We start from the raw sequence: 21,624 nt of genomic DNA on the forward strand, positions 1-21,624 counted from the left end.
TAAAATATCCTCTTATCAGTGTAAATTTTACAATTTTATGTCGATACAATTGAGTTCACAGTTCCTTCACGATTTTTGTGACGTACCTCACAAATTTTATATTATCAAGTGATTTATAGTAACAATATAAACAAACCAACAACATAAAATCTTGAAATTAATTTAGGGGGAACTAGACATGGCCCATATTAACTATTGGAATCCAGAAGACGAGAAATTCTGGAATGCTGAAGGAAAGAAACACGCACGTAGAAATTTATGGATTTCTGTACCATCGCTTATGCTTGCATTTATTGTTTGGCAAATTTGGTCAGTAGTTGCAGTCAGACTTAACGATATTGGCTTTCATTTTACTGATGAACAATTATTTACATTAGCAGCTATTCCAGGTCTTGTCGGAGCTACACTACGCTTTATTTATACTTTTGCCGTCGGTGCGATTGGGGGTAAAAATTGGACTGTCATCTCCACTGCCATCTTAGCAATTCCTGCCATCGGTATAGGGTTTGCAGTTCAAAATCCAGATACCCCATTTTCCATTATGCTGTTATTAGCTGCTCTATGTGGCCTTGGAGGTGGAAATTTTTCATCTTCTTCAGCCAATATTAGCTTTTTCTTTCCTAAAAAGGAAAAAGGGACAGCACTTGGTATTAACGGTGGTCTAGGAAACATGGGTGTTTCTGTAGTCCAATTTGTCACACCTTTAATCATTACCACAGGAACCTTCGCTTTAGTTGGTGACAAACAAGTTTTAGCAAACGGTCAAGCAGTTTATTTGCAAAATGCGGCATTTATTTGGGTCATTCCGATCGTCATCATGACCGTTCTGGCCTTATTTAAAATGGATAACGTTCCTGGTGCTAAGCAATCAGTTGCAGAACAATTTGTAATAGTAAAACGGAAGCATACATGGATTATGACCGCTTTATATGTAGCAACCTTTGGATCATTTATTGGTTACTCAGCAGCATTCCCGCTGTTACTGAAATCACAATTTCCAGAACATATATCACTAGCCTTCCTTGGTGCATTAGTGGCTGCTGCTTCAAGACCAGTGGGTGGATGGCTGGCTGATAAGCTAGGTGGAGCAAAAGTTACTGCTTATGTCTTGGTCATCATGGGAATTGGTGCCGCCGGAGTTATCTATTTTTTAAATGGTAAACAATTCACGGGATTCTTAGTGTCTTTCTTAATTCTTTTTCTTGCTTCAGGAATAGGTTCTGGATCCACTTTCCAAATGATTCCTAGTCTGTTTATACCAAAAGAAGCTGCACCTGTTATCGGCTTTTCAGCTGCCTTTGCAGCATATGGATCATATTTTATCCCAAAACTTTTCGGTTGGTCGATTAAATCTACAGGTTCTTATGTAACTGCCTTTTATTTCTTCATTGGTTTTTATATCATTTCTTTTGTACTCAACTGGTACTTCTATCAAAGAAAAGCTGTTGTATCTGAAGTATTAGTAAAGCAAGCAAGTTAATTAGATACAAAAAAACTGCCTAGATCTTTAGGCAGTTTTTTTATCAATTGTTTATGATTGTGACATTTACTTGTTTATTACCCCAATTAAGAGCATCTTGTTCAGTTGGGATAAAGACATCAATTCGATTTCCTTTAATGGCTCCGCCGGTATCAGCGGCTGTTGCCTCGCCGTATCCCTCTACATATACTTTACTTCCAAGCGGTATGACAGATGGGTCAACAGCAATCACCTTGGCATCGGGGTTAGCATTTAAATCAACGCCTGTAGCTGTCGTGCCGGAGCATCCTTCACATGAAGCGGTATAGGCAGTAGCCTTAACCGTTATTTCTTTCGTATTGTCTTCATTACTTTTTTCAGTTATTTCGGGTGTGTCAGGAGCTTCATTTGCTTGTGAAGTTTCATTTACTGTTTCACTTTTTGTTACCTGTGGTTGTGTTACAGGTTCAATAGGAGCTGAGTCATTGTTTGTCAACTTATCATTCTCTGGTGATTCTGTTGCCGAATCAACATTTTTCACTTTTTCAGGTAATGCATCATAAATGATAAGATTTAGTCCTGGATGAATAAGATCTGTTGTTAATTTATTCCATTCCTTTATCTGATTAACTGAAACTTGGTAGTTTACAGCTACATCCCACAAAGTATCGTCTTGCTGAACTGTGTATTGTTTTTCTGTTGCTACTTTTAATACATCTCCTGGATGGATAAGGTCCGTAGAAAGATGGTTCCATTTTTGGATATTCTCAACAGATGTATGATGGATTTTTGACAGATCCCAAAGATTGTCACCTTTTTGGACTGTTAATTCTGCCGCTTGTACATTAGAGCCTACAGTCCCTGAGAGTACAGCAACTGCTAATAATGTTTTTAGTTTTTTGAGCATTTCTTTACCTCCCATGTTCTTTCGCTGCTAACTGTACTCATCATAACATGGTTTTTTTTGATACAAAGAACAGGGGTATGTTAATTCGTTTACAAGGATGGCAATTATATTACAATAGTATTTCTAAATAATTGGAAATTCTATTCTAATCCATATAACTGGGTATTTTTAACTTTCAGTATAAATTTAACCAAAAAAGAATAGCGCAGATTACTTCCGCACTATTCTAACATAACTATTTAATTAATTAACCTTTGAAATTGCAACCGCACAAGCTTTATATTCAGCTGTACCTGATATTGGGTCATACTCATTCAGCGTTAAAACATTCGTAGGTGTTTCACTCCAATGGAAACTCATAAAAACGAGTCCAGGTACCACTTGTTCTGTAACTTTTACCTTCACTTCCAGCTCCCCTCTTCGGGATCTGACCTGGACCATTTCACCATCGGTTATTCCTAGAGCCTGTGCATCTTCGGGATGAATATCAACTGTTTCCTCTGTTTGTTTTATTTTAACACCTGTTGCATAATGACGAGTTTGCATATGTGTATTATAGGACTCGTAACGCCGCCCGGTTGTTAACGTAAACGGAAAATCTTCATCAGGTAATTCTAATGGTTCGGTATAGTCCACTGGTACAAATGGTGACTTTTTCACAACTGGGTCTTGATTATGGAACCGTTCATGCATAATCAAGGTTCCCGGATGGTTCTCATCTGGACAAGGATAATGGATACTGTACTCCTTATCAAGTCGTTCATAGGAAATACCCCCATACATCTCCCAGGCAAGTCTTCTAACCTCATCCCAAATTTCCTGACTATTATTATAATGCATTGGATAGCCCATAAGTGTTGAGAGTTCACAAAGAATTTCCCAGTCTTCCTTTGTATTAAGGTGGCCAGCAACTGCTTTTCTAACCCGTTGAACTCGTCGATCTGTATTTGTGTAGGTTCCATCCACTTCTCCCCAGGAGCGGGCTGGCAAAACGACATCTGCTATTTTAGCTGTATCCGTTAAGAAAATGTCTTGGACAATTAGAAAGTCAAGCTTTTCAAATAATGTCTTTGTATGATTCATATGAACATCAGCAAGAAGCGGATTTTCTCCGATACAGTAAAGAGCCTTTAATTCTCCCATTTCCAAACGATCAAAGGTACGTGTTTGAGTATCTCCGGCTTGCGGATTTAATTGGACCTTCCATTCCTTTTCATAACGTGCTCTAAACTCATCATTTGCCAAACTCATTGCACCTGCTAATTGATTAGGTAAGCAGCCCATATCCCCGGCACCTTGAACATTATTTTGCCCTCTTAATGGCATAATCCCGGAACCTGGTTTTCCTATATTTCCAGTTAATAAAGCTAAATTAGCAATGTCAAAGACATTATTGACCCCGCAATGATGCTCAGTAATCCCAAGGGTATAGGCAATCATTGAGCCACTAGATGCAGCATACTCTCTTGCAGTGGCGATAATATCGTCTGCTTTAACGCCTGTTATCATTGAGGCATACTCAGGAGTGTAGGGTTCAACTTGTTTTGCTAGACGATCAAAATCAATTGTAAATTGTTCAATAAATTCAGGATTATATAAACCTTCCTTTAGAATGATATGGATAAACGCATTAATTAAGGCAATATCTGACCCAACATTGATTTGTAAATGTCGATGTGCAACTTTCACCATATCGATTTTTCTCGGGTCAATGATAATAATTTTCAGCCCTGATTTTGCTGCCTTTTTCATTCTGTTTGCAATAATAGGATGTGCCTCTGTTGTGTTTGAACCCATTAATAGTAAAACTTCCGCCTTATCAAAATCTTCAAGTGTATTTGTAGGGAAACCGCTTCCAAAAACAGTTGCCAGACCGGCAACGCTAGGAGCGTGTCACGTTCGGTTACAGCCATCAATATTATTACTTTGAATAACAGTCCTCATAAACTTTTGTGTAATGAAATTTGATTCATTTGTACTTCGAGCACAAGCAAACATACTAATCGCATTGGGACCATAAGTTGTTTTAATAGCTGATAACTTACTGGCAATTAATTGATAGGCTTCTTCCCATGTTGACTCAACTAGCTGCCCTGCTTTACGAATGAGCGGCGATGTTAATCGGTTTTTTGCATGTACATATTCATAAGCAAATGCACCCTTAACACAAGTTTGCCCTTTATTTACTGGTGCTTCTTTGTCTCCACGGATTTTCGTAATTTTGTTATCCTGGACTTCGAGCACTAAACCACAACCAGTTCCACAATATCCACAAATCGTCTTTACAAAATTAGGTTCTCCCACTACTTTCCCTCCCATTACAACTTTTCTACCTATATAACTATATTAATCTATTTATATTGATTGTAGAGTGATTTTTTAAAAATATTTTAATTAATTTAAAAAATAAAAAACGGGAGAATCTCCCGTTTTTTATGCCGTCCTTGCCGGTAATAATATATTAAAGGTTGTTCCTTTATTAGGCTCACTTTCAACAAACACCTTGCCATTATGGCTCTCAATGATTTTGAAACTAACCATTAGCCCTAACCCATTTCCATTCTTCTTTGTTGTGAAAAAAGGTTCCCCAAGCTTTTTTAATTTTTCTTGAGAAATGCCAACACCTGAATCTTGAATAGAAATTTGTACATTATGATCCTGAATGATGGTATTAACGTGTAAATCACCGCCGTTTGGCATAGCTTCTATTCCATTTTTAATGAAGTTTAAAAATACCTGCTTTAAACGATTCTCATCACATTCAATTTGAATGATTTCTTGATTACAATTAAAGGTCAAACGAACATTCTTTTTCCTTGCTTCAAATTCCAGCAGGGAGACAACGTTTCTGATTACTGGAACGACATTTTTTTCTTCTAACTCGACAGCTTTAGGTTTGGCTAATACCATAAAATCCTCAACAATTGTATTAACACGTTCTATTTCATCAAGGATAATATTCAAAAATTCTTGGCGTTCTGGATCTTTTTCGTCCAACTGTAAAAACTCTGCATATCCTTTCATGGAAGTCAGTGGATTTCGAATCTCATGTGCCACTCCTGCAGCAAGCTGTCCTACAGCAGCAAGTTTATCTTGGCGGTGAAGGACCTCCTCAGTCTTCTTCCGTTCCGTTATGTCATTACGAATGGCAAGGTATTGATAGGGTTTACCTTGTTCATTTAAAAAAGGGACAATGGTGGTGTCCACCCAATAATAGGTCCCGTCCTTTGCTTTATTCCGTAATTCACCTTTCCACACTACTCCGGTTCCGATGGTTTTCCAAAGTTCCTTGAAGAATTCCTTAGAATGGTAGCCTGAATTAAGAATTCTGTGATCTTGCCCAAGTATTTCCTCCCGACTATACTTGGAAATTTCACAGAACTTATCGTTCACACTAGTGATTTTGCCCTTAGCATCAGTAAATGCCACAATCGTGGATTGATCTAGGGCAAATTTAATATCAATATTCTCTTTAATCATCTCTTTAAGATGCTCTTCCGCATGTTTCCTATTGGAAATATCTGATCGAATGGCAATATATTGAATTGGTTTTCCCTTTTTATTCAGAAAAGGAACGATCGTTGTGTCTACCCAATAAAACGAGCCATCTTTGGCTTTATTTCTAATTTCTCCCCGCCATATTTTCCCTGCTTTAATTGTACTCCATAAATCTTGAAAGAATTCTTTTGAATGATAACCAGAATTAAGTATTCGATGGTTTTTTCCTAAAATTTCTTCTTCCGTATATTTTGATATCTCTTCAAATTTATCATTAACATAAGTAATAATTCCATTTGCATCCGTAATAGCAACGATGGTAGAAGCATCTAGAGCCGCTTTTATATCCTTAAGATTTGTATCAGTAGTTGCTAATTGTTTACTAATGAGTGTACTCGATATAATCAGTCCTCCAATGATTAGAACGGATACAAATAAGACCAGGAATATAAAGAATTGACTATCTGCATTAGTCTCTTTTACAGCAGCCGTTGTTGTTATGACTGCTCTTTTAAATAAGAAATGCCCTTCTGCTATAGCAGCAGAAATAATCAGTGCACTAATAGGTTTAAGCCACACTTGGTTACTATGTGAATAGCTTGAAGAAAAAAGAATCCACAAAGAAAACAAAAAGGAGCCAAAGATTAATAATCCTGAAACTATTAATATCCCTAAATTGTACGAAATGTTTTCATATAATGCATAAAAACCAATTATTTGGATGGCAATAACAGCAAATGTTAAAAATAAACTCCCACATAGCAGGTGATAGAATGTAATCGTCCTTCCAAAAAACCACAGAAAAGCCATGCCAGTAAAAGCTATACCAATAAATATAGACAGAATCGTGAGTGGAATATGGTAATTTGCAAAGCGATTAGCATCAGAAGAAATAAAGGCCATAAAATTCATTACCCATATTCCAATTCCCATGGAGAACGTTCCACCGAGAAATAAAATCCTTTTATTTTGGTTGGATGACCTAATTAAGGTAAACATATCTAATGCTGTATAGGATGCCATAATGGTTAAACCAATAGCGACAATTATAAAATAGGGATGAAAAGTTCCTAACATTGTATTCATTAAACAGCATTCCCCCGATTTAACAATGTTTTTCTACTATGATTGTAATGTAAATAAGATCCTTTTGGAAGCAATTATTTTTATTCCACCCTTTATTTAATCCTTTTTCATCCAATATTAATTATTAATATGAAATTAGGGTAATAAAGCATCGTGTGACAAAAGACTTATTTTAAAAAAATTGCAATTTTTTTTAAAATAAGTCTACACAATTTATCTTTTTTTGTTTATACTGTACTATAACAAGTCGATTAAAAATAAACTGTATTAATAAAGGAGGAGTTTTATTTATGTTAATGAGTCCAGTTGAATTTTTCCGAACGTTACCTAAGAAAGAATGTCCAGAGTGTGGCCAGCATATTGAGGAACAAGCTGAAAGTTACTTAATGGAATGCGATCGTTGTTTAGCTAAAAGAGAAGAATAAAACTAAAAGCTCTCCAGAAATTTTCTTTTTTGTTCATACTGTACTACAACAATTGATATCAAAGTGAATTGTACTAATAAAGGAGGAGATTTAATATGTTAATGAGTCCAGTTGAATTTTTTCGTACGTTACCTAAAAAGGAATGTCCAGAGTGTGGCCATCATATGGAGGAACAAGCTGAAAGTTACTTAATGGAATGCGATCGTTGTTTAGCTAAAAGAGAAGAATAAACTAAAAAGCTCTCCAGAAATGGAGAGCTTTTTTTGCTTGCAAAATGCATTATATTTCCGTTTTGGAGATATTTAGGCAGGGATAATCTCACATCACTATGTAAAACCTTAAATAAGGAGTTGATTTTTTTATGGCTAGAGCAACTAATGAAGATTATATAACACCATCAGCTAAAAATCAGCAAATGACAATCAATAATGGGGCAACTTTCCCAAATAAAAAAAGTGTCCCAGGAGATTCCGTAGATGAGCATAAGTTTCTTGAAGAAGCTAACACCATAATTAGCGGTGATGAAATCCGCCAACAAAATGAAAATTTATAAAGGAGGGTTTATAATTGAGCCTAATTGATATCACTAATGCTCAACCCGGTGATGAAGTATTTGTCATTTATCGAAATCCGCATGTACCCTCTGTAGCAAATATTAAAGCAGCTGAAATAGTTGAACATCCAAAAGACCCAAATGCTCTTGCATTGTTTCTAAATGAAACCTTTCATGTGATTGAAGACGATGATGCATTGTTTTCTACTTCAGAAGCAGCGCAAAAAGCATACGACGACCATTTTCTTGATTTTGGAGAAGAATAAAAAAGGGACCCCCAAATCGTCTGACCGCTCATTACATATGAATGAGGGGTCTGACATTTTGTTTGGGACATCCCTAGTTCTATTTAAATCTTTGGAAGCTCTCTTATTTCCTGTAACATTTGATTGCCACACATTGGACAGAGCAAGTCTTCCGCCACAAAATCCTTCCTCATCCACCCGATACAGGCATCATCCATGCAGGAGTAAATTTCAGTGTCCACAAGAATCGTTTCAATTTCTTCTTCTTTAGCCCTTTTACCGTAAAAAATGGGAACCGCCTCCTTTTTTTACTAGTATGCACAAAAAAGTGCCATTTCATTTCTGTAAAATCATCTAAGTTACGGAGGATTAGAAAAACATGACTTCTAAACATAAACAATTTACAAAGGTTGGAACCGACATAGATGAAGTAAAACGATTAAACAGCCAATCTGGATTAAGTTATAATGAGGTAAAGTCTATTCTTGCTACTCAATATTTAACTAATAAAAACAAGTAAACCATCAGTTAAGGTGGAATAAAAAAAGGATCGCTCAAAGGGTTCCAACCTAATGAGTGATCTTTGTTTTTTTAGAATTCGGTAAATATGAATTCATCTCATTTTGTTACCGTAAATGATTGTTGTCATTATAATGAATTGTAATCGAGTCATCATGTCCTTTTGAAAGAAGTTTATTTTTTTTGCGATTTTCTTTTGATTGAAAAATAATATCGAAATCATAATCATCAGGATAAAGTTCCGAAGCTGCAATATATAATTGGATTCTTTTATGGTTGACTGAAATCTTTTCTCCCTTTACTTGGACGATATAATGACCAAATTGATCTGGTCCCGAAAATACGATACCAAATTCATTGTTTGGTGAAATCTTCACATTATCACCTTGATGGTAAACTGGAACACTGATATCTGATTTCGATTTCTTGATTAAATGTTGATATTTATTTATTATCACTTGTTTTTCTAATTCCTTCAGTTTCCTGGAATCCAATTCATCAGACACATATTTTTTTTCTTCCTTGTAAGTAATGGAATGTGCTCTCTCAATGATTTTTGATGCATACCAAGTTTTAAAGCGATCGCAAACGCTTGACTCTCTCCCCCACTGCCTATTATTAAGCGATAGGTAGGGGCCAGTGAACGGAGATCAAATTCCATTGAGCCATTAATAAATCCCTCATGGGTTTCGGCTAAGTCTTTTATCTCGCTATAATGTGTGGTTGCTAATATGGTTGCTCCCTTGTCATACAATGTTTGTAAGATAGCTGTTGCGAGTCCCATACCTTCTCCAGGATCAGTTCCAGAGCCCAATTCATCTAAAAGAGTTAATGTGCGATCATTGGTTTCTTTCAAAATATCGATTATATTGACAATTCTTGAACTAAAGGTACTTAAATTTTCTGCAATACTTTGTCCATCGCCAATATCGACTAAAATCCGATCAAAAATTTTTAGATTACTCTCTTTGGCTGCAGGGATAAGAAGCCCACATTGAACCATTAAGGATAACAAACCGACAGTTTTTATTGTCACTGTTTTCCCGCCAGTATTCGGTCCAGTAATAACTAGGGCATGTTCCTCTTTACCTAATCCAAATGATAATGGGACTGCCTTTTCTCCTAGGAGGGGATGCCTTGCTTGAATTAGCTTTAATTCATCATTTTCATTAATCCCCACTCTTGCGCCGCTAATTGAACGGCAATACTTGGCTTTTGCAAATAAAAAATCATAATGAACCATGGTTTCAACTGCTAATTGTAATTGCTGTTCCCTTCCCTCAACCAGTCCTGTTAGATAATTCAAAACCTTCTCCATCTCTGCTTCTTCATCGTTTAAAAGCCATGTTAATTGATCTTGATAAACTGTCCATTCTTCTGGCTCAATGAAAAGAGTGGATCCTGATGACGACGTATCAAGGACCGTTCCTTTTATTTTATTACGGTATTCTTTTTTTATTGGAATGACATATCTGCCGTTCCTTTGACTAATCACATGCTCTTGTAAAAAGCTTTTATATTTATTGGAACGAATTAGCTGCATCGTCTTTTCCTTAAAACGCTCCTCATGAATGGCGATTTGCTTTCTTATTTTTAATAATTCCTTACTTGCATAGTCATCTACACGACCATTTCGAATACAGCGATTAATTTCTGCTGCAAGTTCAGGTAATTCATCAATCACCTCAACATAGGCAGAAACCCTTGGTGCATAAAATGCTTTGTCCCTCATATATCTACGCATTTTTCCACAGCAATCAAGAAAATCGTATAATTTTGCTAGTTGGTCAACTCTTAGTGCCGAACCTTTATTCAAATTATTTAAAATTGAAGACATTCCTTCTAAGCCATGGACCGGAACACTAGCACTTTTTTTCAAAATTTCAACGGCCTCGGACACTTCATCCAGCCACGCTTCAATTTGTTTTATATTAGATGAAGGGGCAATGGAGTCAATCTTTTCCTTTCCCTCCCTCGTAAGAGCAAAAGTAGAAATGGTGTCCGTAATTTGTTGGAAATCTAGTGTTTTAAAAGTATGTTTGTTCACTATTTTTAGCCTCCTAAAATGAAAATAGGCCGCAATGAACAATGTCATTGCGGCCTCAATGAGTGGAACTCCACCCATTATTCACGCTAAATTCACCCAAAATAAAAACTGTCTACACGAGTGTACACAGCTACATTGGAAAAAGATGCATGCTTATGTTTGCCCATTGTTCTTAACTTCATTCCATAACTAAATAAGCCCTCATTTAACTAAAGTTGAATGTGGAGATATGGAAAGAACCTATCCAATTGATTGGATTAGTTAAGAACGACACCTAACATAAAACATACCCCTTTATTAGAAAAATTAAATTCTTCTAAAGAATACGTGAATGATCCATTTTTGTCAACTATCATTCAACTTAAATAATAAATTTAATAATAAATGGAATGATAAACGAGGTTATCACAGCCGCAATCCCCATCGCAGCCCCTGATACAGCACCTTGTATCTCTCCTTCTTTTACGGCCTCAGCCGTTCCTATCCCATGGGCTATAGTACCAATGGCAAGTCCGCGCGCAAAAGGATGGTCTATATGAAACAAGTTCAAAAGCTTTGACCCAAACATTGCCCCAATCATACCTGTCACGATCACATATAAAGCAATCAAAGAAATATTGCCGTGAATGATTCTGCCTATTTCTGTAGCCACTGGAACAGTAACAGATTTAACGGTTAAACCCAGAAGGAACATTTTTGAAAGCTGCATCCCCTTTGCTAGTAAAATAGCAACTGTAATAGTGGTAATACTGCCAATTAACAGCCCAATTATAGCCGCTCCTAAATATCTTGCAAATAAGTTCCTATTCTTATAGATTGGAACAGCCAGTGCAACAGTAGCCGGACCAAGTAGATAGGTCATGATATTTTTCCCAGGCGTATACTCTTCATATGAAATATTTGAAACAAGTAATAATGTAATAATCACAACTGTACTTAAGAAAACTGGACTAGTTAATGGCGTTGCATATTTAGTTGATAAAAAACGGACACCTAGGTAGACGACAACTGTGATTAAGATACTATAGAGCGTGATCATGGTATTCCACTTTTTCCTTTTTACTAAATAATATAACTGTTTGTGTCATTTTACCTGCAGTCACAATTCCAATAAAAGCACTGACAATAAGTATGATTAAGAGGGACAATCCATTTATTCTGATTATATCGCCAAGTGTCATAAGACCAACAGATATGGGAATAAAAAAGAATCCAAGATGCTTTATTAACCAACCTGCGGCAAATTCAATTTGTTCTACCTTTATGACACCTGCCCAAAGCAAAACAAAAAGAAGCACAATTCCAATAACATTACCTGGGATTTGCAGTCGTAGAAATTGGGCAATGATGTTTCCAGCCTGATAGATTATGATTAGAATAAACAATTGCACAGTAAATTTCCAAACTCTTTTCGCCATACTCTTACCACCTATCTTCCCAAACAATAAAATCAGCTATCAATTTACGTCATACTATACATTATAAAGGAATAACGAATATGAAACATCAACTTTTGTTCACATAATATCCATATCTTTTTTAATAAAACTTATTTATCTTATTGTTAGGAGGGATCGTAATGAAAAAAATCTATCTTATCTGCTGTCTTGCTGTTTTCCTTGGAATTGCCGGAGGTATTTCTTTTTTTCTTATCCGCGATGCAAATGCGTCCATTCCAGCAGATGTCACTTTGATTAACCAAAATGGTGATACATATATTTTTGGAAAAGATAAAACCCAATTAAAGTTAATCGAATTTATTTACACCCATTGTCCTGATATTTGTCCAACCACAACACAAAAGATGGTCGGATTGAAAAAGGACTTAATGAAAAAAGGAGTGTATGGAAAAGACATTGAGTTTGTCACCATTACGATTGACCCCTATCGGGACACCCCTGAGATCTTACAAGAGTATAAGCAGGGATTTGGGTTAGCTAATGACAACAACTGGTTATTCTTAACAGGAGAAAAACAAAATGTAAAAGCAGCTCAAAAAGAGCTTCGGAAAATTACAAATGCACTGCAATTCCAATACAAAGACCCGGGTGACGGTCAGTTTATCCATACAACCTTTACCTATTTGGTTGATGAAAACAACAAATTTATTGCTAAATTTCCGATGGGTAATTATTTTAATAAACAAGAAGTTTACAAAAAAATTATTGATAAAATAAACTAATAAAAAAAGCGGTTAATCGAAAGGATTAATCGCTTTTTAATGTACACTCTTAATTTTAATTCACGGATGAAGGATATTTTTTAATTTGCTGCAAAGATAAAAGGTAATTAGACTTTGGTTTAGTTAGACTCGCTTTTATTCCGGCACTCTTTAATTTGTTTACGAGTTCAGTAAGCTGTTTTTTTGCCATACTTTTCACCCTCTTTAATACATCTTAATCCAATTTTACAACAAAAATATGAATAAAGTGTGAATATGGAAAAAATTTTTTAGAAAAAATTTCTTGTTATCTGTTAAAATAATCATTTTTGTAAATGGGATTCGCTCTTCTGCCTCATTGATGGTATAATTAATAGATATTTTGTGTTCTGGAGGATTTTAATATGATTACTGTTAGTAACGTAAGTTTAAGATATGGTGACCGCAAGTTATTTGAGGATGTAAATATTAAGTTCACACCTGGTAATTGCTATGGTCTAATCGGTGCAAATGGAGCTGGAAAATCTACATTTTTAAAAATATTATCTGGTGAAATTGAAGCACAAACAGGAACAGTTCAACTTGGACCAAATGAACGAATGGCTGTATTAAAACAGAACCATTTTGAGTATGAGGAATTTGAAGTATTAAAAACGGTTATTATGGGTCACGCAAGACTTTATGAGGTCATGCAAGAAAAAGATGCAATTTATATGAAAGAAAATTTCACTGATGAAGACGGTATGAAAGCAGCCGAACTTGAAGGGGAATTTGCTGAATTAAATGGATGGGAAGCTGAGCCAGAAGCAGCCATCCTATTAAAGGGTCTTGGAATCGGTGAGGACCTACATTATAAAACAATGGCAGAACTAACAGGTTCAGAAAAAGTAAAAGTCTTACTAGCACAAGCTTTATTTGGCAGACCTGATGTATTACTTTTGGACGAGCCGACTAACCACTTGGATATCAAAGCTATTCAATGGCTCGAGGACTTCTTAATTAACTTTGAAAATACCGTTATAGTTGTATCCCATGATCGTCACTTTTTAAATAAAGTTTGTACACACATTGCTGATTTGGATTTTAGCAAGATTCAAATCTATGTTGGAAATTACGATTTCTGGTACGAATCAAGCCAATTAGCATCTAAATTAACTTCAGATGCAAACAAGAAGAAGGAAGAAAAAATAAAGGAACTGCAAGCCTTTATCGCCCGATTTAGTGCAAATGCTTCTAAATCCAAACAGGCAACCTCTCGTAAAAAACTGTTAGATAAGATTACTCTTGACGATATCAGACCATCATCTCGTCGTTACCCATTTGTAGGCTTTACACCAGAACGGGAAATAGGCAACGACTTATTACGCGTGGAAGGTCTTACAAAAACCATTGATGGAATAAAGGTACTGGATAACGTAAGCTTTTTTATGAATAAAGGGGATAAAATTGCCCTTGTTGGTACAAATGAGGTGGCAAAAACTACTCTATTTAAGATCCTAATGGGTGAAATGGAAGCAGACAGTGGAACATATAAGTGGGGCATCACTACTTCACAGGCGTATTTTCCAAAGGATAACTCGGAGTATTTCGAAAACAGCGATTTAAATCTTGTGGATTGGCTCCGTCAGTTTTCACCAAAAGATGATAGTGAAAGTTTCTTGAGAGGGTTTCTGGGAAGAATGCTATTTTCTGGTGAGGAAGTTTTAAAGAAAGCAAGTGTTCTATCCGGAGGAGAAAAAGTTCGCTGTATGCTATCAAGAATGATGTTAAACGGCGCTAACGTATTGCTTCTTGATGAACCAACTAACCATTTAGATTTAGAGTCTATCACTGCTCTAAATAACGGGTTAATCAATTTCAAGGGATCAATGCTGTTTTCATCACATGACCATCAATTTATTCAAACCATTGCCAACCGAATTTTTGAATTTACACCAAAGGGTCTTGTTGATAGGCAAATGTCTTATGATGAATATTTAGATAACGAAGAGGTCCAAAAACAATTAGCTGAAATGTATAAATAAAATTTAGAGTCTGTCTTGGGAGGGAACATCCTCTTTGGACAGACTCTTTTCTTAACTTCTTTTTTGTTTTTTTCGAGAAGAAGGCTCCTCGATCGAACCTGTTTCTATGTTGGTGGTTCCTTGTCCCTCAACTTGTGGTGAGTTCAGACCAATGGTGGACGGGTCAGCTTTTCGTTTGCTGCGTTTTCCCATATGCTACACCTCCCACACTTATCTTTTGGTAAATAATCACTATTTATACCGAATATTTACCTAAAACTTAGGCAAGATAATCTACAGGAGGAGGTGTTTTGTATGGCAAAAGTTGGAGTAGAACAATCTCTTACAAATATTCAACAAGCATTAAGGCAAAAAGGGTATGACGTGGTAGAACTTAAGCAGGAATCAGATGCTCAAAATTGCGATTGCTGTGTTGTAACTGGCCTTGATTCAAACGTGATGGGTATGCAGGATACCTTCACAAAAGGCTCTGTTATTGATGCTAATGGAATGTCTGCTGATGAAGTATGCCAGCAGGTTGAGAGCAGGCTGCAATAATGATGATTAAAAGACTAAAGAGATTTTACTTTAGTCTTTTTTTATTAAGTTGAAATGAACTTTAATCAATGGGGATTCTTTCTCCTTGTTCAATAGTACGTTGATAACTTATTAACAATAAGCCATGCCAAAATTTTGCCGTTAATTGTTTCGGGTTTACTGTATCAGGTAAAGGTATTTGCCTCTGGAACTCGCCAAGGAATCTTTCTGAATAGGTTACTTTTAATTGTGGATAAATTGGAAGAACTCTCCCTTTAATGGTTAGTACATTTCCGTTTATACCCAATTCTATATTTTCCTTCAATACTCCCGAAAGGTCTAATATGATCATAACATCTTGTTCACCCTCTAACAGTTCAAATGCAGGGTAAGACTTGGTGGTCCTTTCTTTGTGGGAACGTTGATCCTGGTGAGACTGTTCTTCATTCGTAAATTGCTTCGCAAAATCTTGTTCAAAAATATTATTCCAAAAGTCCCCTCCATGCATATTTTTAGTCAAATCCAGCCATTGCTTTAATTTTTCCATGTCCATTGGTACTCCCCCCTCTTCCCTCACATTATCTAATTAATTTATTAGAGCTGCTTATTTCATATTACGAATCTCTATCGATATTTAATCCAATAATTCTTTTACTGAACTGTTTCCTTTCGTTATAATAATGAAATAGAATAGAATTTCCGAGGGGAAATAACGAATGAAAATGAAAATTTTACACCTGATCATGATTCTCTTAATAGGAGTTGTTACGGCCTGTTCGCAGGATCACTCAAATAAAAAATTAAATTCGACTGAAAATGTTGAGGTAACTGTTTCCGCAGCAGCTAGTCTTAAAAATGTATTGGAGGAAATAAAATCTAACTTTGAGGATACAAATAATCACATTACAATTTTGTATAACCTAGGTGGTTCTGGAGCGTTAAAACAACAGATCATTCAAGGGGCCCCAACAGACATATTCATTTCTGCGGCTAAGGATCAATTTGAAGAGCTAAAACAAAAGGGTTTAATAGATAAAGAGAATCAGTCAAATTTACTAGGAAACCAACTTGTTTTAATTACTAATAAGGCAAACCCAGCCCATTTAGAGAATATCCAAGATCTCTCAAAGAAAGAAATTGAAAAAGTTGCGATTGGTGTACCCGAAACAGTTCCAGCTGGTATGTACGCAAAACAAACACTGAAGCATTTTAAGCTGTGGGAGGAAGTACAGCCCAAACTTATTCAAACGAAAGATGTTCGGCAAGTTTTGACCTATGTGGAAACAGGAAGCGTTGATGCTGGAATGGTCTATATTACAGATGTAGATATTTCTGATAAAGTTGAAGTTGCAGTAGTGGCAGACGAGGATTCCCATGACCCAATTATATATTCAGCAGGTATGATTAAGGCAACCACTCACAAAAAAGAGGCAGAACGTTTCTATGACTATTTAAAAAGTAAAAAAGCTAAAGCCATTTTTAAAAAATATGGATTTAAAGTATTGGATTGATGACATTGATACAAAATGAATTTTGGTCCCCTTTACTATTATCATTAAAAGTAGCATCGATTTCGGTCATAATAGTATTCCTAGCAGGTATTTTCTTAGCCAGACTTTTAGCAAAGAAAAACTTTAAGGGAAAAATGCTTGTTGAAACATTCCTATTGCTCCCTATTGTGCTGCCTCCCACTGTGATTGGATTTTTATTAATTTTCTTTTTTAGTAAAAATAGTCCTGTTGGAGTGTTTATAGAAATTTTATTTCACCAAACCATTATGTTTACACCCATGTCTGCTGTGATTGCATCTACAATAGTGGCCTTCCCATTGATGTATCAAACCGTGAAAATAGGCTTTGAATCAGTCAATAAAGATATTGAAGAAGCAGCAAGGGTTGATGGCGCGAATGAACTAAATGTATTCCTGCTCGTAACTCTGCCATTGTCAGTTAAATCTATTATTACGGGTGTAATTCTTAGCTTTGCTCGAGCACTTGGGGAATTTGGCGCTACACTCATGTTTGCTGGCAATATACCTGGCAAAACCCAAACAGCTCCTACTGCCATTTATATTGCGATGGAATCTGGTAATATGCAGTTAGCCTGGCTATTAGTTCTCTCTATGGTGATTATTTCATTTCTGATGCTGTTGCTAACTAATATATCAAAAAAATAAAGAGGATATCCCGGTAAAGGACCAAGTGGATCCTGTCGGGATGTCCTCATTTTATTGTTGATACAGAAAATATTTTAGGCATTCCTACTCGAGTTGCTGCGAACTGCAATAATTGCACCTAGAAGGGCCATGATTAGCAGTCCAATAACAACATTAATTTGAATTAGCATGTCGTCATCTTCATTTGTTTTTTGTGTTTTCTTTTTCTTATCAACCTTCGGTTGAGGCGGTTCCTTATATTTTAGCTGGACAGTTTGTAAAACTTGACCGCTTTGATCTTCTATCGATAGAATTCCATTATTATTGAGCTTTTTTACACATCCCGTAATACATTCAGTAATCTGGGTGTCAGATTCCGGATAAAATTCTTTATGGTCTTGTGTAAATATTTCCCCCTGTTTAATAGTTGCATGCTGATAGGTCTTAAAACCATAATCAAATAAAACAGCAGTATCATTATATTTATCATTTTTTAGGTCAGACTTTAACACTACAGCAGTCAACCTGATTTTTCCATTGTCTCCTGTTGTTGCCAAGGTTTGTTTAGTTTGACTTGTATAGCCTGTTTTTCCACCTGTAACTCCTGGATATGGCAGTTCACCTTTTAACATGCGATGATGTGTTACAAGTTTTGACTCCCATGACTGACCCTTCCAATCCAATACCTTTGTTCCGAAGATTTCAGCAAAGACTGGATTCTTAATAGCATAATTGGTTATTAACGCTAAATCCATAGCTGTTGTATAATGATTTTCATCGAATAAACCATTCGGATTGGTAAAGTGGGTATTATAAACACCAATTTTTGTTTTTAAATACACATTTAAATTTTCAGCAAAGTTCTCCACAGTGCCATCGAGATGCTCGGCAATGGCAACTGCTGCATCATTACCCGAATTAATAAGCATTCCTTGTACCAACTGTTTTAATGGTAATTGCTCGCCTGCTGTTAAATAAACACGGGTTCCATCTTGACGAACCGCATTCTCACTTACGGTTGCAAGACTATCTAAATCGCCCTTATCAATCGCATATATTGCTGTTGCAATTTTGGTTAGACTTGCGGGGTATTCTTTTTTATTACCGTCTTTTGCATAAAGAATGGCACCTGTGTCAGAATCTAACAGGACGGCACTCTCACTTTTCAATTGCAGTTCTCCTGTTTCTGCAGCAAAGGCAGTGATGTGGCTGGAAAATAGGAGAAGCACGATCATAATGATAAACATAAACTTTTTCAATAGAAAACACCCTTACCCTTACATTTAATCCCTATTCGAATTTTATCAGATTTATTTAAAAAATAAATAGTTTTCTTAAAGACGTCATGAATTAATATTTTCCATTAAACTCGAATCAGTTGTTCAATAGCAAAGAGTCCTACCCTCACACACAATAAATGGCTGGTTTTTGATAAAATCAGCGGAGATTGGAGTTTGTGAGAAGGTAAGACTCTTTTGGACTTTATAAAATTAAGTTCTTTTTTTTGAAATGAGCAATGTAATCTGTGCCATGATGATAGCCAATGAAGATTTCCTTCGATAGGCCAAATATTTAGGTTCCCAAATATTTGTGTACTTTTCTTTAAACTTTCTTAAGCCTTGAAAGTGATAAAAAAAGTGTCCATGCAGAAAAATTTGCGCTGCAATTTTCTCCCCTAAAAAGGAAAACCTTGATAGACCCACATTGGCGAGAGGTGCCATGCCCATATTAAAGCGATGATAACCTTGTCCCCTTGCCCATTCAAATAAGGACAAAAATAGAAAATCAATAGTACCTGTAGTTGACGTTGATGATACTCTCATTAGATCTACTGAAATCGTTTGATGATGATCATATACATACATGATACTGACGAAGCCTTGGATTTTATTATTTGCATCTCTTACAATGGCAATTGGTGCCTTATTTAAATATTTTTCATCAAAGAACCCCAGTGAAAAACCTTTTTCTTTTCTTCCTTGGAGCCACTCATCTGAAATCTCTCTTAATTCTGCCAAGAAAGCTTCTGAAAATGGGGGCTTAACTAATTCGAAGCTAAATTTTTCAAGTTCAAATTTATCTTTTAATCCCTTTAATTCCTTCATTTTGTTACCATCTAATGAAAAGTTACTTAGATCCACAAAAGCTTCCTCCCCCAGCTTAAAGAAGGCAAAGCCATGTCCATGTAAATAAGAAAGCATTTCATCACTTACTTGGTAAAAAACAGGAGTATATCCATATAAATCTGCAATTTCCTGAAACTCCTCTATTGCATTCGATAAATCCTGTTTTTCCCCTACAGGGTCACCTAAGATGACTAATTTATCAGCATATTTTTGAAATGAAATTAAAACAGTTTTTTTTCTATTCCAAAAAATATATTTATCATGCAAAAATATTAAATGCGATAACACCTTACCTTGATAGTCAGTTAGATGCCTAATGATCTCCTGTTCATAATCAATCGATTTCTCTAATTTCCATTTTTTCGGTAAACTAATGACGTATCCTACAAAGAGAATGGTTAAAGCAATGACCAAACCAATCCCTGCACTTGAAAATAAATCACGATAGTCGATAATGACATATGGCAGAAGTCTTTCTGGAATACTTAGTTTAGAAGTGGGTAAATTTATATAACCAATCAAAATATACATGGATGTAATTAATATAATTAAAGTCACATCGAAAATGGTTTTTCCCCATGTCAGAACATAACTTTCTCGATAAAATTGGCCTTTTGATATTCTTAATAATAAGGCGACAATAATTAAAAAAATCGCCTCTTCATAATCGATCCCTTTGAATATGGAAAAAACGGATGCTAGGATTAGTGCGAACATCGTTAATTCATAAGTTCTTTTTACACTATATTCAATCCCTCGCGATAAACCAAGCAATAAAAAACCAGCTGCTACCGAAAGTTGATGTGAAACATTAATAATAGGAAGAGATAATAGTTCCTGGGCAATCTTCAACCTTGACATGATTCCCGGAACACTTGCGGACAGCAGCAGGATTAATCCTGATAAAAAAACAAGCATGGTTAATATAACATGGCTTAGTCCTTGAATAATTGCCTTTGGCAGGTAATTCCAAGATTTGTTCCATCTTTCCCAATAAAGTCTGACAAAGAAAACTAAACTCAACAAAAACGGTATGAAATAGTAGCCAATCCGGTAAAACAATAATAGGACAAGGACTTTTTCTTCAGGTATATGTAATTCTTGCATCCCCCAAATAAAAACTAAATCAAATGAACCAAGACCACCTGGAATCAAACTAATAATTCCTGCGCACGCTGCGACTATATACACTGGAAATAGATTTGCAAGAGAAATAGAAATCCCTAAGATTTTACATAAAACATAAATAGCGACAAACACGGCCAGCCATTCAACTACAGATACAATCACTAGCTTAAAACTGATATTAGTGGTAATCAGTGACTTATCATCTTTTTTTGATTTAATGATATGGATTATTAAAAAAGCAGGTAAATACAACCCAACCCCTAAAACAGCAAAATATAGCCATTTAGTATCACCAAAAAGTGGAAAGTGTCGAAAGCAGATGGTTACAAACCATGATAGCAAAGAAATACCAGTTAAATAAAAAAGAGAAACAGAGGCAATAACCCCAAGAAGTTTCCGTTTATCTTGTTCAAACTTATGAAAAAAATAGGTTCTAAGCATTGCCCCTATTAATCCGCCAAAGCCAATTAAATTTGAAAATGAGTTAGCTATGAAGGATTGTTCTGCAAGATCTCTTTTAGAAACTTTTAACTTTAATATTCGAACTAAAATCACGTCATATAAAATCATTGGTAATACGGCTAAAAAGGTAACCACAAAAATCAATAATAAGAGCCATATATTCAATTGGTTTATTTCATTTACTAGCAATTGAACATTTATCTTACCCGTAAACTTTTTTATTTCTAAAATGACAAAAAACAGCAAAAACAAAGGAAAGATAACTTTTGCAACTTTTAATACTTTTTCTTTTCGAATCCCCAACAAGATAACC

At 35.6% G+C, this 21,624-nt stretch carries 21 protein-coding genes and 1 pseudogene; 11 read left to right on the forward strand and 11 right to left on the reverse strand.

Annotation, left to right across the window (positions count from 1 at the left end):
- Positions 1 to 178 precede the first annotated feature (178 nt).
- The gene (locus AC4E8C_RS14595) at positions 179 to 1,480 is read left to right on the forward strand and encodes a NarK family nitrate/nitrite MFS transporter (protein WP_490207389.1); all 1,302 of its coding nucleotides are present in this window, start codon (positions 179 to 181) and stop codon (positions 1,478 to 1,480) included.
- 43 nt (positions 1,481 to 1,523) lie between these two features.
- On the opposite strand, the gene AC4E8C_RS14600 is transcribed toward AC4E8C_RS14595, so the two are convergent.
- From AC4E8C_RS14600 to AC4E8C_RS14610, 3 genes are all read right to left on the reverse strand, one after another.
- The gene (locus tag AC4E8C_RS14600; protein ID WP_490207390.1) at positions 1,524 to 2,366 is read right to left on the reverse strand and encodes a 3D domain-containing protein; all 843 of its coding nucleotides are present in this window, start codon (positions 2,364 to 2,366) and stop codon (positions 1,524 to 1,526) included.
- 243 nt (positions 2,367 to 2,609) lie between these two features.
- Complete coding sequence (gene fdhF, locus AC4E8C_RS14605) at positions 2,610 to 4,685, reverse strand: formate dehydrogenase subunit alpha (RefSeq protein ID WP_490207391.1); 2,076 nt, start codon at positions 4,683 to 4,685, stop codon at positions 2,610 to 2,612.
- A 114-nt stretch (positions 4,686 to 4,799) separates the two neighbouring features.
- The gene (locus tag AC4E8C_RS14610; protein ID WP_490207392.1) at positions 4,800 to 6,950 is read right to left on the reverse strand and encodes a PAS domain S-box protein; all 2,151 of its coding nucleotides are present in this window, start codon (positions 6,948 to 6,950) and stop codon (positions 4,800 to 4,802) included.
- 290 nt (positions 6,951 to 7,240) lie between these two features.
- Here AC4E8C_RS14610 and yhfH (AC4E8C_RS14615) point away from each other — a divergent pair, with 290 nt between their 5' ends.
- From yhfH (AC4E8C_RS14615) to AC4E8C_RS14630, 4 genes are all read left to right on the forward strand, one after another.
- A complete protein-coding gene (yhfH, locus tag AC4E8C_RS14615; protein WP_490207393.1) occupies positions 7,241 to 7,375 on the forward strand; it encodes a protein YhfH in 135 nt (44 codons plus the stop codon).
- Between the two features lie 95 nt (positions 7,376 to 7,470).
- Positions 7,471 to 7,605, forward strand: a complete 135-nt coding sequence (gene yhfH, locus AC4E8C_RS14620) for a protein YhfH (RefSeq protein ID WP_490207394.1) — start codon at positions 7,471 to 7,473, stop codon at positions 7,603 to 7,605.
- A 131-nt stretch (positions 7,606 to 7,736) separates the two neighbouring features.
- The gene (locus AC4E8C_RS14625) at positions 7,737 to 7,928 is read left to right on the forward strand and encodes a hypothetical protein (protein WP_490207395.1); all 192 of its coding nucleotides are present in this window, start codon (positions 7,737 to 7,739) and stop codon (positions 7,926 to 7,928) included.
- 23 nt (positions 7,929 to 7,951) lie between these two features.
- On the forward strand, positions 7,952 to 8,194 hold the full coding sequence (locus AC4E8C_RS14630) for a transcriptional regulator SplA domain-containing protein (protein WP_490212574.1): 243 nt from the start codon (positions 7,952 to 7,954) through the stop codon (positions 8,192 to 8,194).
- Between the two features lie 83 nt (positions 8,195 to 8,277).
- Here AC4E8C_RS14630 and AC4E8C_RS14635 read toward each other — a convergent pair whose 3' ends face one another.
- Positions 8,278 to 8,463 (reverse strand): cold-inducible protein YdjO-related protein, encoded by a 186-nt coding sequence (locus AC4E8C_RS14635; RefSeq protein ID WP_490212575.1) that lies wholly within the window; start codon positions 8,461 to 8,463, stop codon positions 8,278 to 8,280.
- A gap of 89 nt (positions 8,464 to 8,552) precedes the next feature.
- Here AC4E8C_RS14635 and AC4E8C_RS14640 point away from each other — a divergent pair, with 89 nt between their 5' ends.
- A complete protein-coding gene (locus tag AC4E8C_RS14640) occupies positions 8,553 to 8,693 on the forward strand; it encodes a hypothetical protein (protein WP_490207396.1) in 141 nt (46 codons plus the stop codon).
- A gap of 106 nt (positions 8,694 to 8,799) precedes the next feature.
- On the opposite strand, the pseudogene AC4E8C_RS14645 reads toward AC4E8C_RS14640, so the two are convergent.
- From AC4E8C_RS14645 to AC4E8C_RS14655, 3 genes and pseudogenes are all read right to left on the reverse strand, one after another.
- Positions 8,800 to 10,739: pseudogene (locus tag AC4E8C_RS14645) on the reverse strand (endonuclease MutS2).
- A 361-nt stretch (positions 10,740 to 11,100) separates the two neighbouring features.
- Complete coding sequence (locus tag AC4E8C_RS14650; RefSeq protein WP_490207397.1) at positions 11,101 to 11,778, reverse strand: LrgB family protein; 678 nt, start codon at positions 11,776 to 11,778, stop codon at positions 11,101 to 11,103.
- Entirely contained in the window at positions 11,762 to 12,157 is a 396-nt protein-coding gene (locus AC4E8C_RS14655; RefSeq protein ID WP_490207398.1) for a CidA/LrgA family protein, read from the reverse strand. Before AC4E8C_RS14655 ends, AC4E8C_RS14650 begins: the two co-directional genes overlap by 17 nt.
- 161 nt (positions 12,158 to 12,318) lie before the next feature.
- Between AC4E8C_RS14655 and AC4E8C_RS14660 the strand changes: the two genes are divergently transcribed.
- Together AC4E8C_RS14660 and AC4E8C_RS14665 are read left to right on the forward strand one after the other, a co-directional pair.
- The gene (locus tag AC4E8C_RS14660) at positions 12,319 to 12,921 is read left to right on the forward strand and encodes an SCO family protein (protein WP_490207399.1); all 603 of its coding nucleotides are present in this window, start codon (positions 12,319 to 12,321) and stop codon (positions 12,919 to 12,921) included.
- A gap of 383 nt (positions 12,922 to 13,304) precedes the next feature.
- Positions 13,305 to 14,924, forward strand: coding sequence for an ABC-F family ATP-binding cassette domain-containing protein (locus AC4E8C_RS14665; RefSeq protein WP_490207400.1), 1,620 nt, complete (start codon positions 13,305 to 13,307; stop codon positions 14,922 to 14,924).
- A 51-nt stretch (positions 14,925 to 14,975) separates the two neighbouring features.
- Here the strand turns inward: AC4E8C_RS14665 and AC4E8C_RS14670 are convergent, their stop codons facing one another.
- The gene (locus tag AC4E8C_RS14670; RefSeq protein WP_490207401.1) at positions 14,976 to 15,116 is read right to left on the reverse strand and encodes a YuzL family protein; all 141 of its coding nucleotides are present in this window, start codon (positions 15,114 to 15,116) and stop codon (positions 14,976 to 14,978) included.
- 102 nt (positions 15,117 to 15,218) lie between these two features.
- On the opposite strand from AC4E8C_RS14670, the gene AC4E8C_RS14675 reads away from it, so the two are divergent.
- The gene (locus tag AC4E8C_RS14675) at positions 15,219 to 15,461 is read left to right on the forward strand and encodes a YkuS family protein (protein WP_490207402.1); all 243 of its coding nucleotides are present in this window, start codon (positions 15,219 to 15,221) and stop codon (positions 15,459 to 15,461) included.
- 61 nt (positions 15,462 to 15,522) lie between these two features.
- Here AC4E8C_RS14675 and AC4E8C_RS14680 read toward each other — a convergent pair whose 3' ends face one another.
- Positions 15,523 to 15,993, reverse strand: a complete 471-nt coding sequence (locus AC4E8C_RS14680; protein ID WP_490207403.1) for an Hsp20/alpha crystallin family protein — start codon at positions 15,991 to 15,993, stop codon at positions 15,523 to 15,525.
- A 163-nt stretch (positions 15,994 to 16,156) separates the two neighbouring features.
- On the opposite strand from AC4E8C_RS14680, the gene modA reads away from it, so the two are divergent.
- Both modA and modB read left to right on the forward strand, forming a co-directional pair.
- Positions 16,157 to 16,951, forward strand: a complete 795-nt coding sequence (gene modA / locus AC4E8C_RS14685) for a molybdate ABC transporter substrate-binding protein (RefSeq protein ID WP_490207404.1) — start codon at positions 16,157 to 16,159, stop codon at positions 16,949 to 16,951.
- A gap of 8 nt (positions 16,952 to 16,959) precedes the next feature.
- On the forward strand, positions 16,960 to 17,616 hold the full coding sequence (gene modB / locus AC4E8C_RS14690) for a molybdate ABC transporter permease subunit (RefSeq protein WP_490212576.1): 657 nt from the start codon (positions 16,960 to 16,962) through the stop codon (positions 17,614 to 17,616).
- A gap of 74 nt (positions 17,617 to 17,690) precedes the next feature.
- Here the strand turns inward: modB and AC4E8C_RS14695 are convergent, their stop codons facing one another.
- Positions 17,691 to 18,854: a D-alanyl-D-alanine carboxypeptidase family protein gene (locus AC4E8C_RS14695; protein WP_490207405.1), complete on the reverse strand. Its 1,164-nt coding sequence runs from the start codon at positions 18,852 to 18,854 to the stop codon at positions 17,691 to 17,693.
- A 231-nt stretch (positions 18,855 to 19,085) separates the two neighbouring features.
- Positions 19,086 to 21,614: a bifunctional lysylphosphatidylglycerol flippase/synthetase MprF gene (mprF, locus tag AC4E8C_RS14700; protein WP_490207406.1), complete on the reverse strand. Its 2,529-nt coding sequence runs from the start codon at positions 21,612 to 21,614 to the stop codon at positions 19,086 to 19,088.
- Between the last annotated feature and the right edge of the window lie 10 nt (positions 21,615 to 21,624).

Source organism: Neobacillus sp. SRL179, from assembly GCF_984799095.1.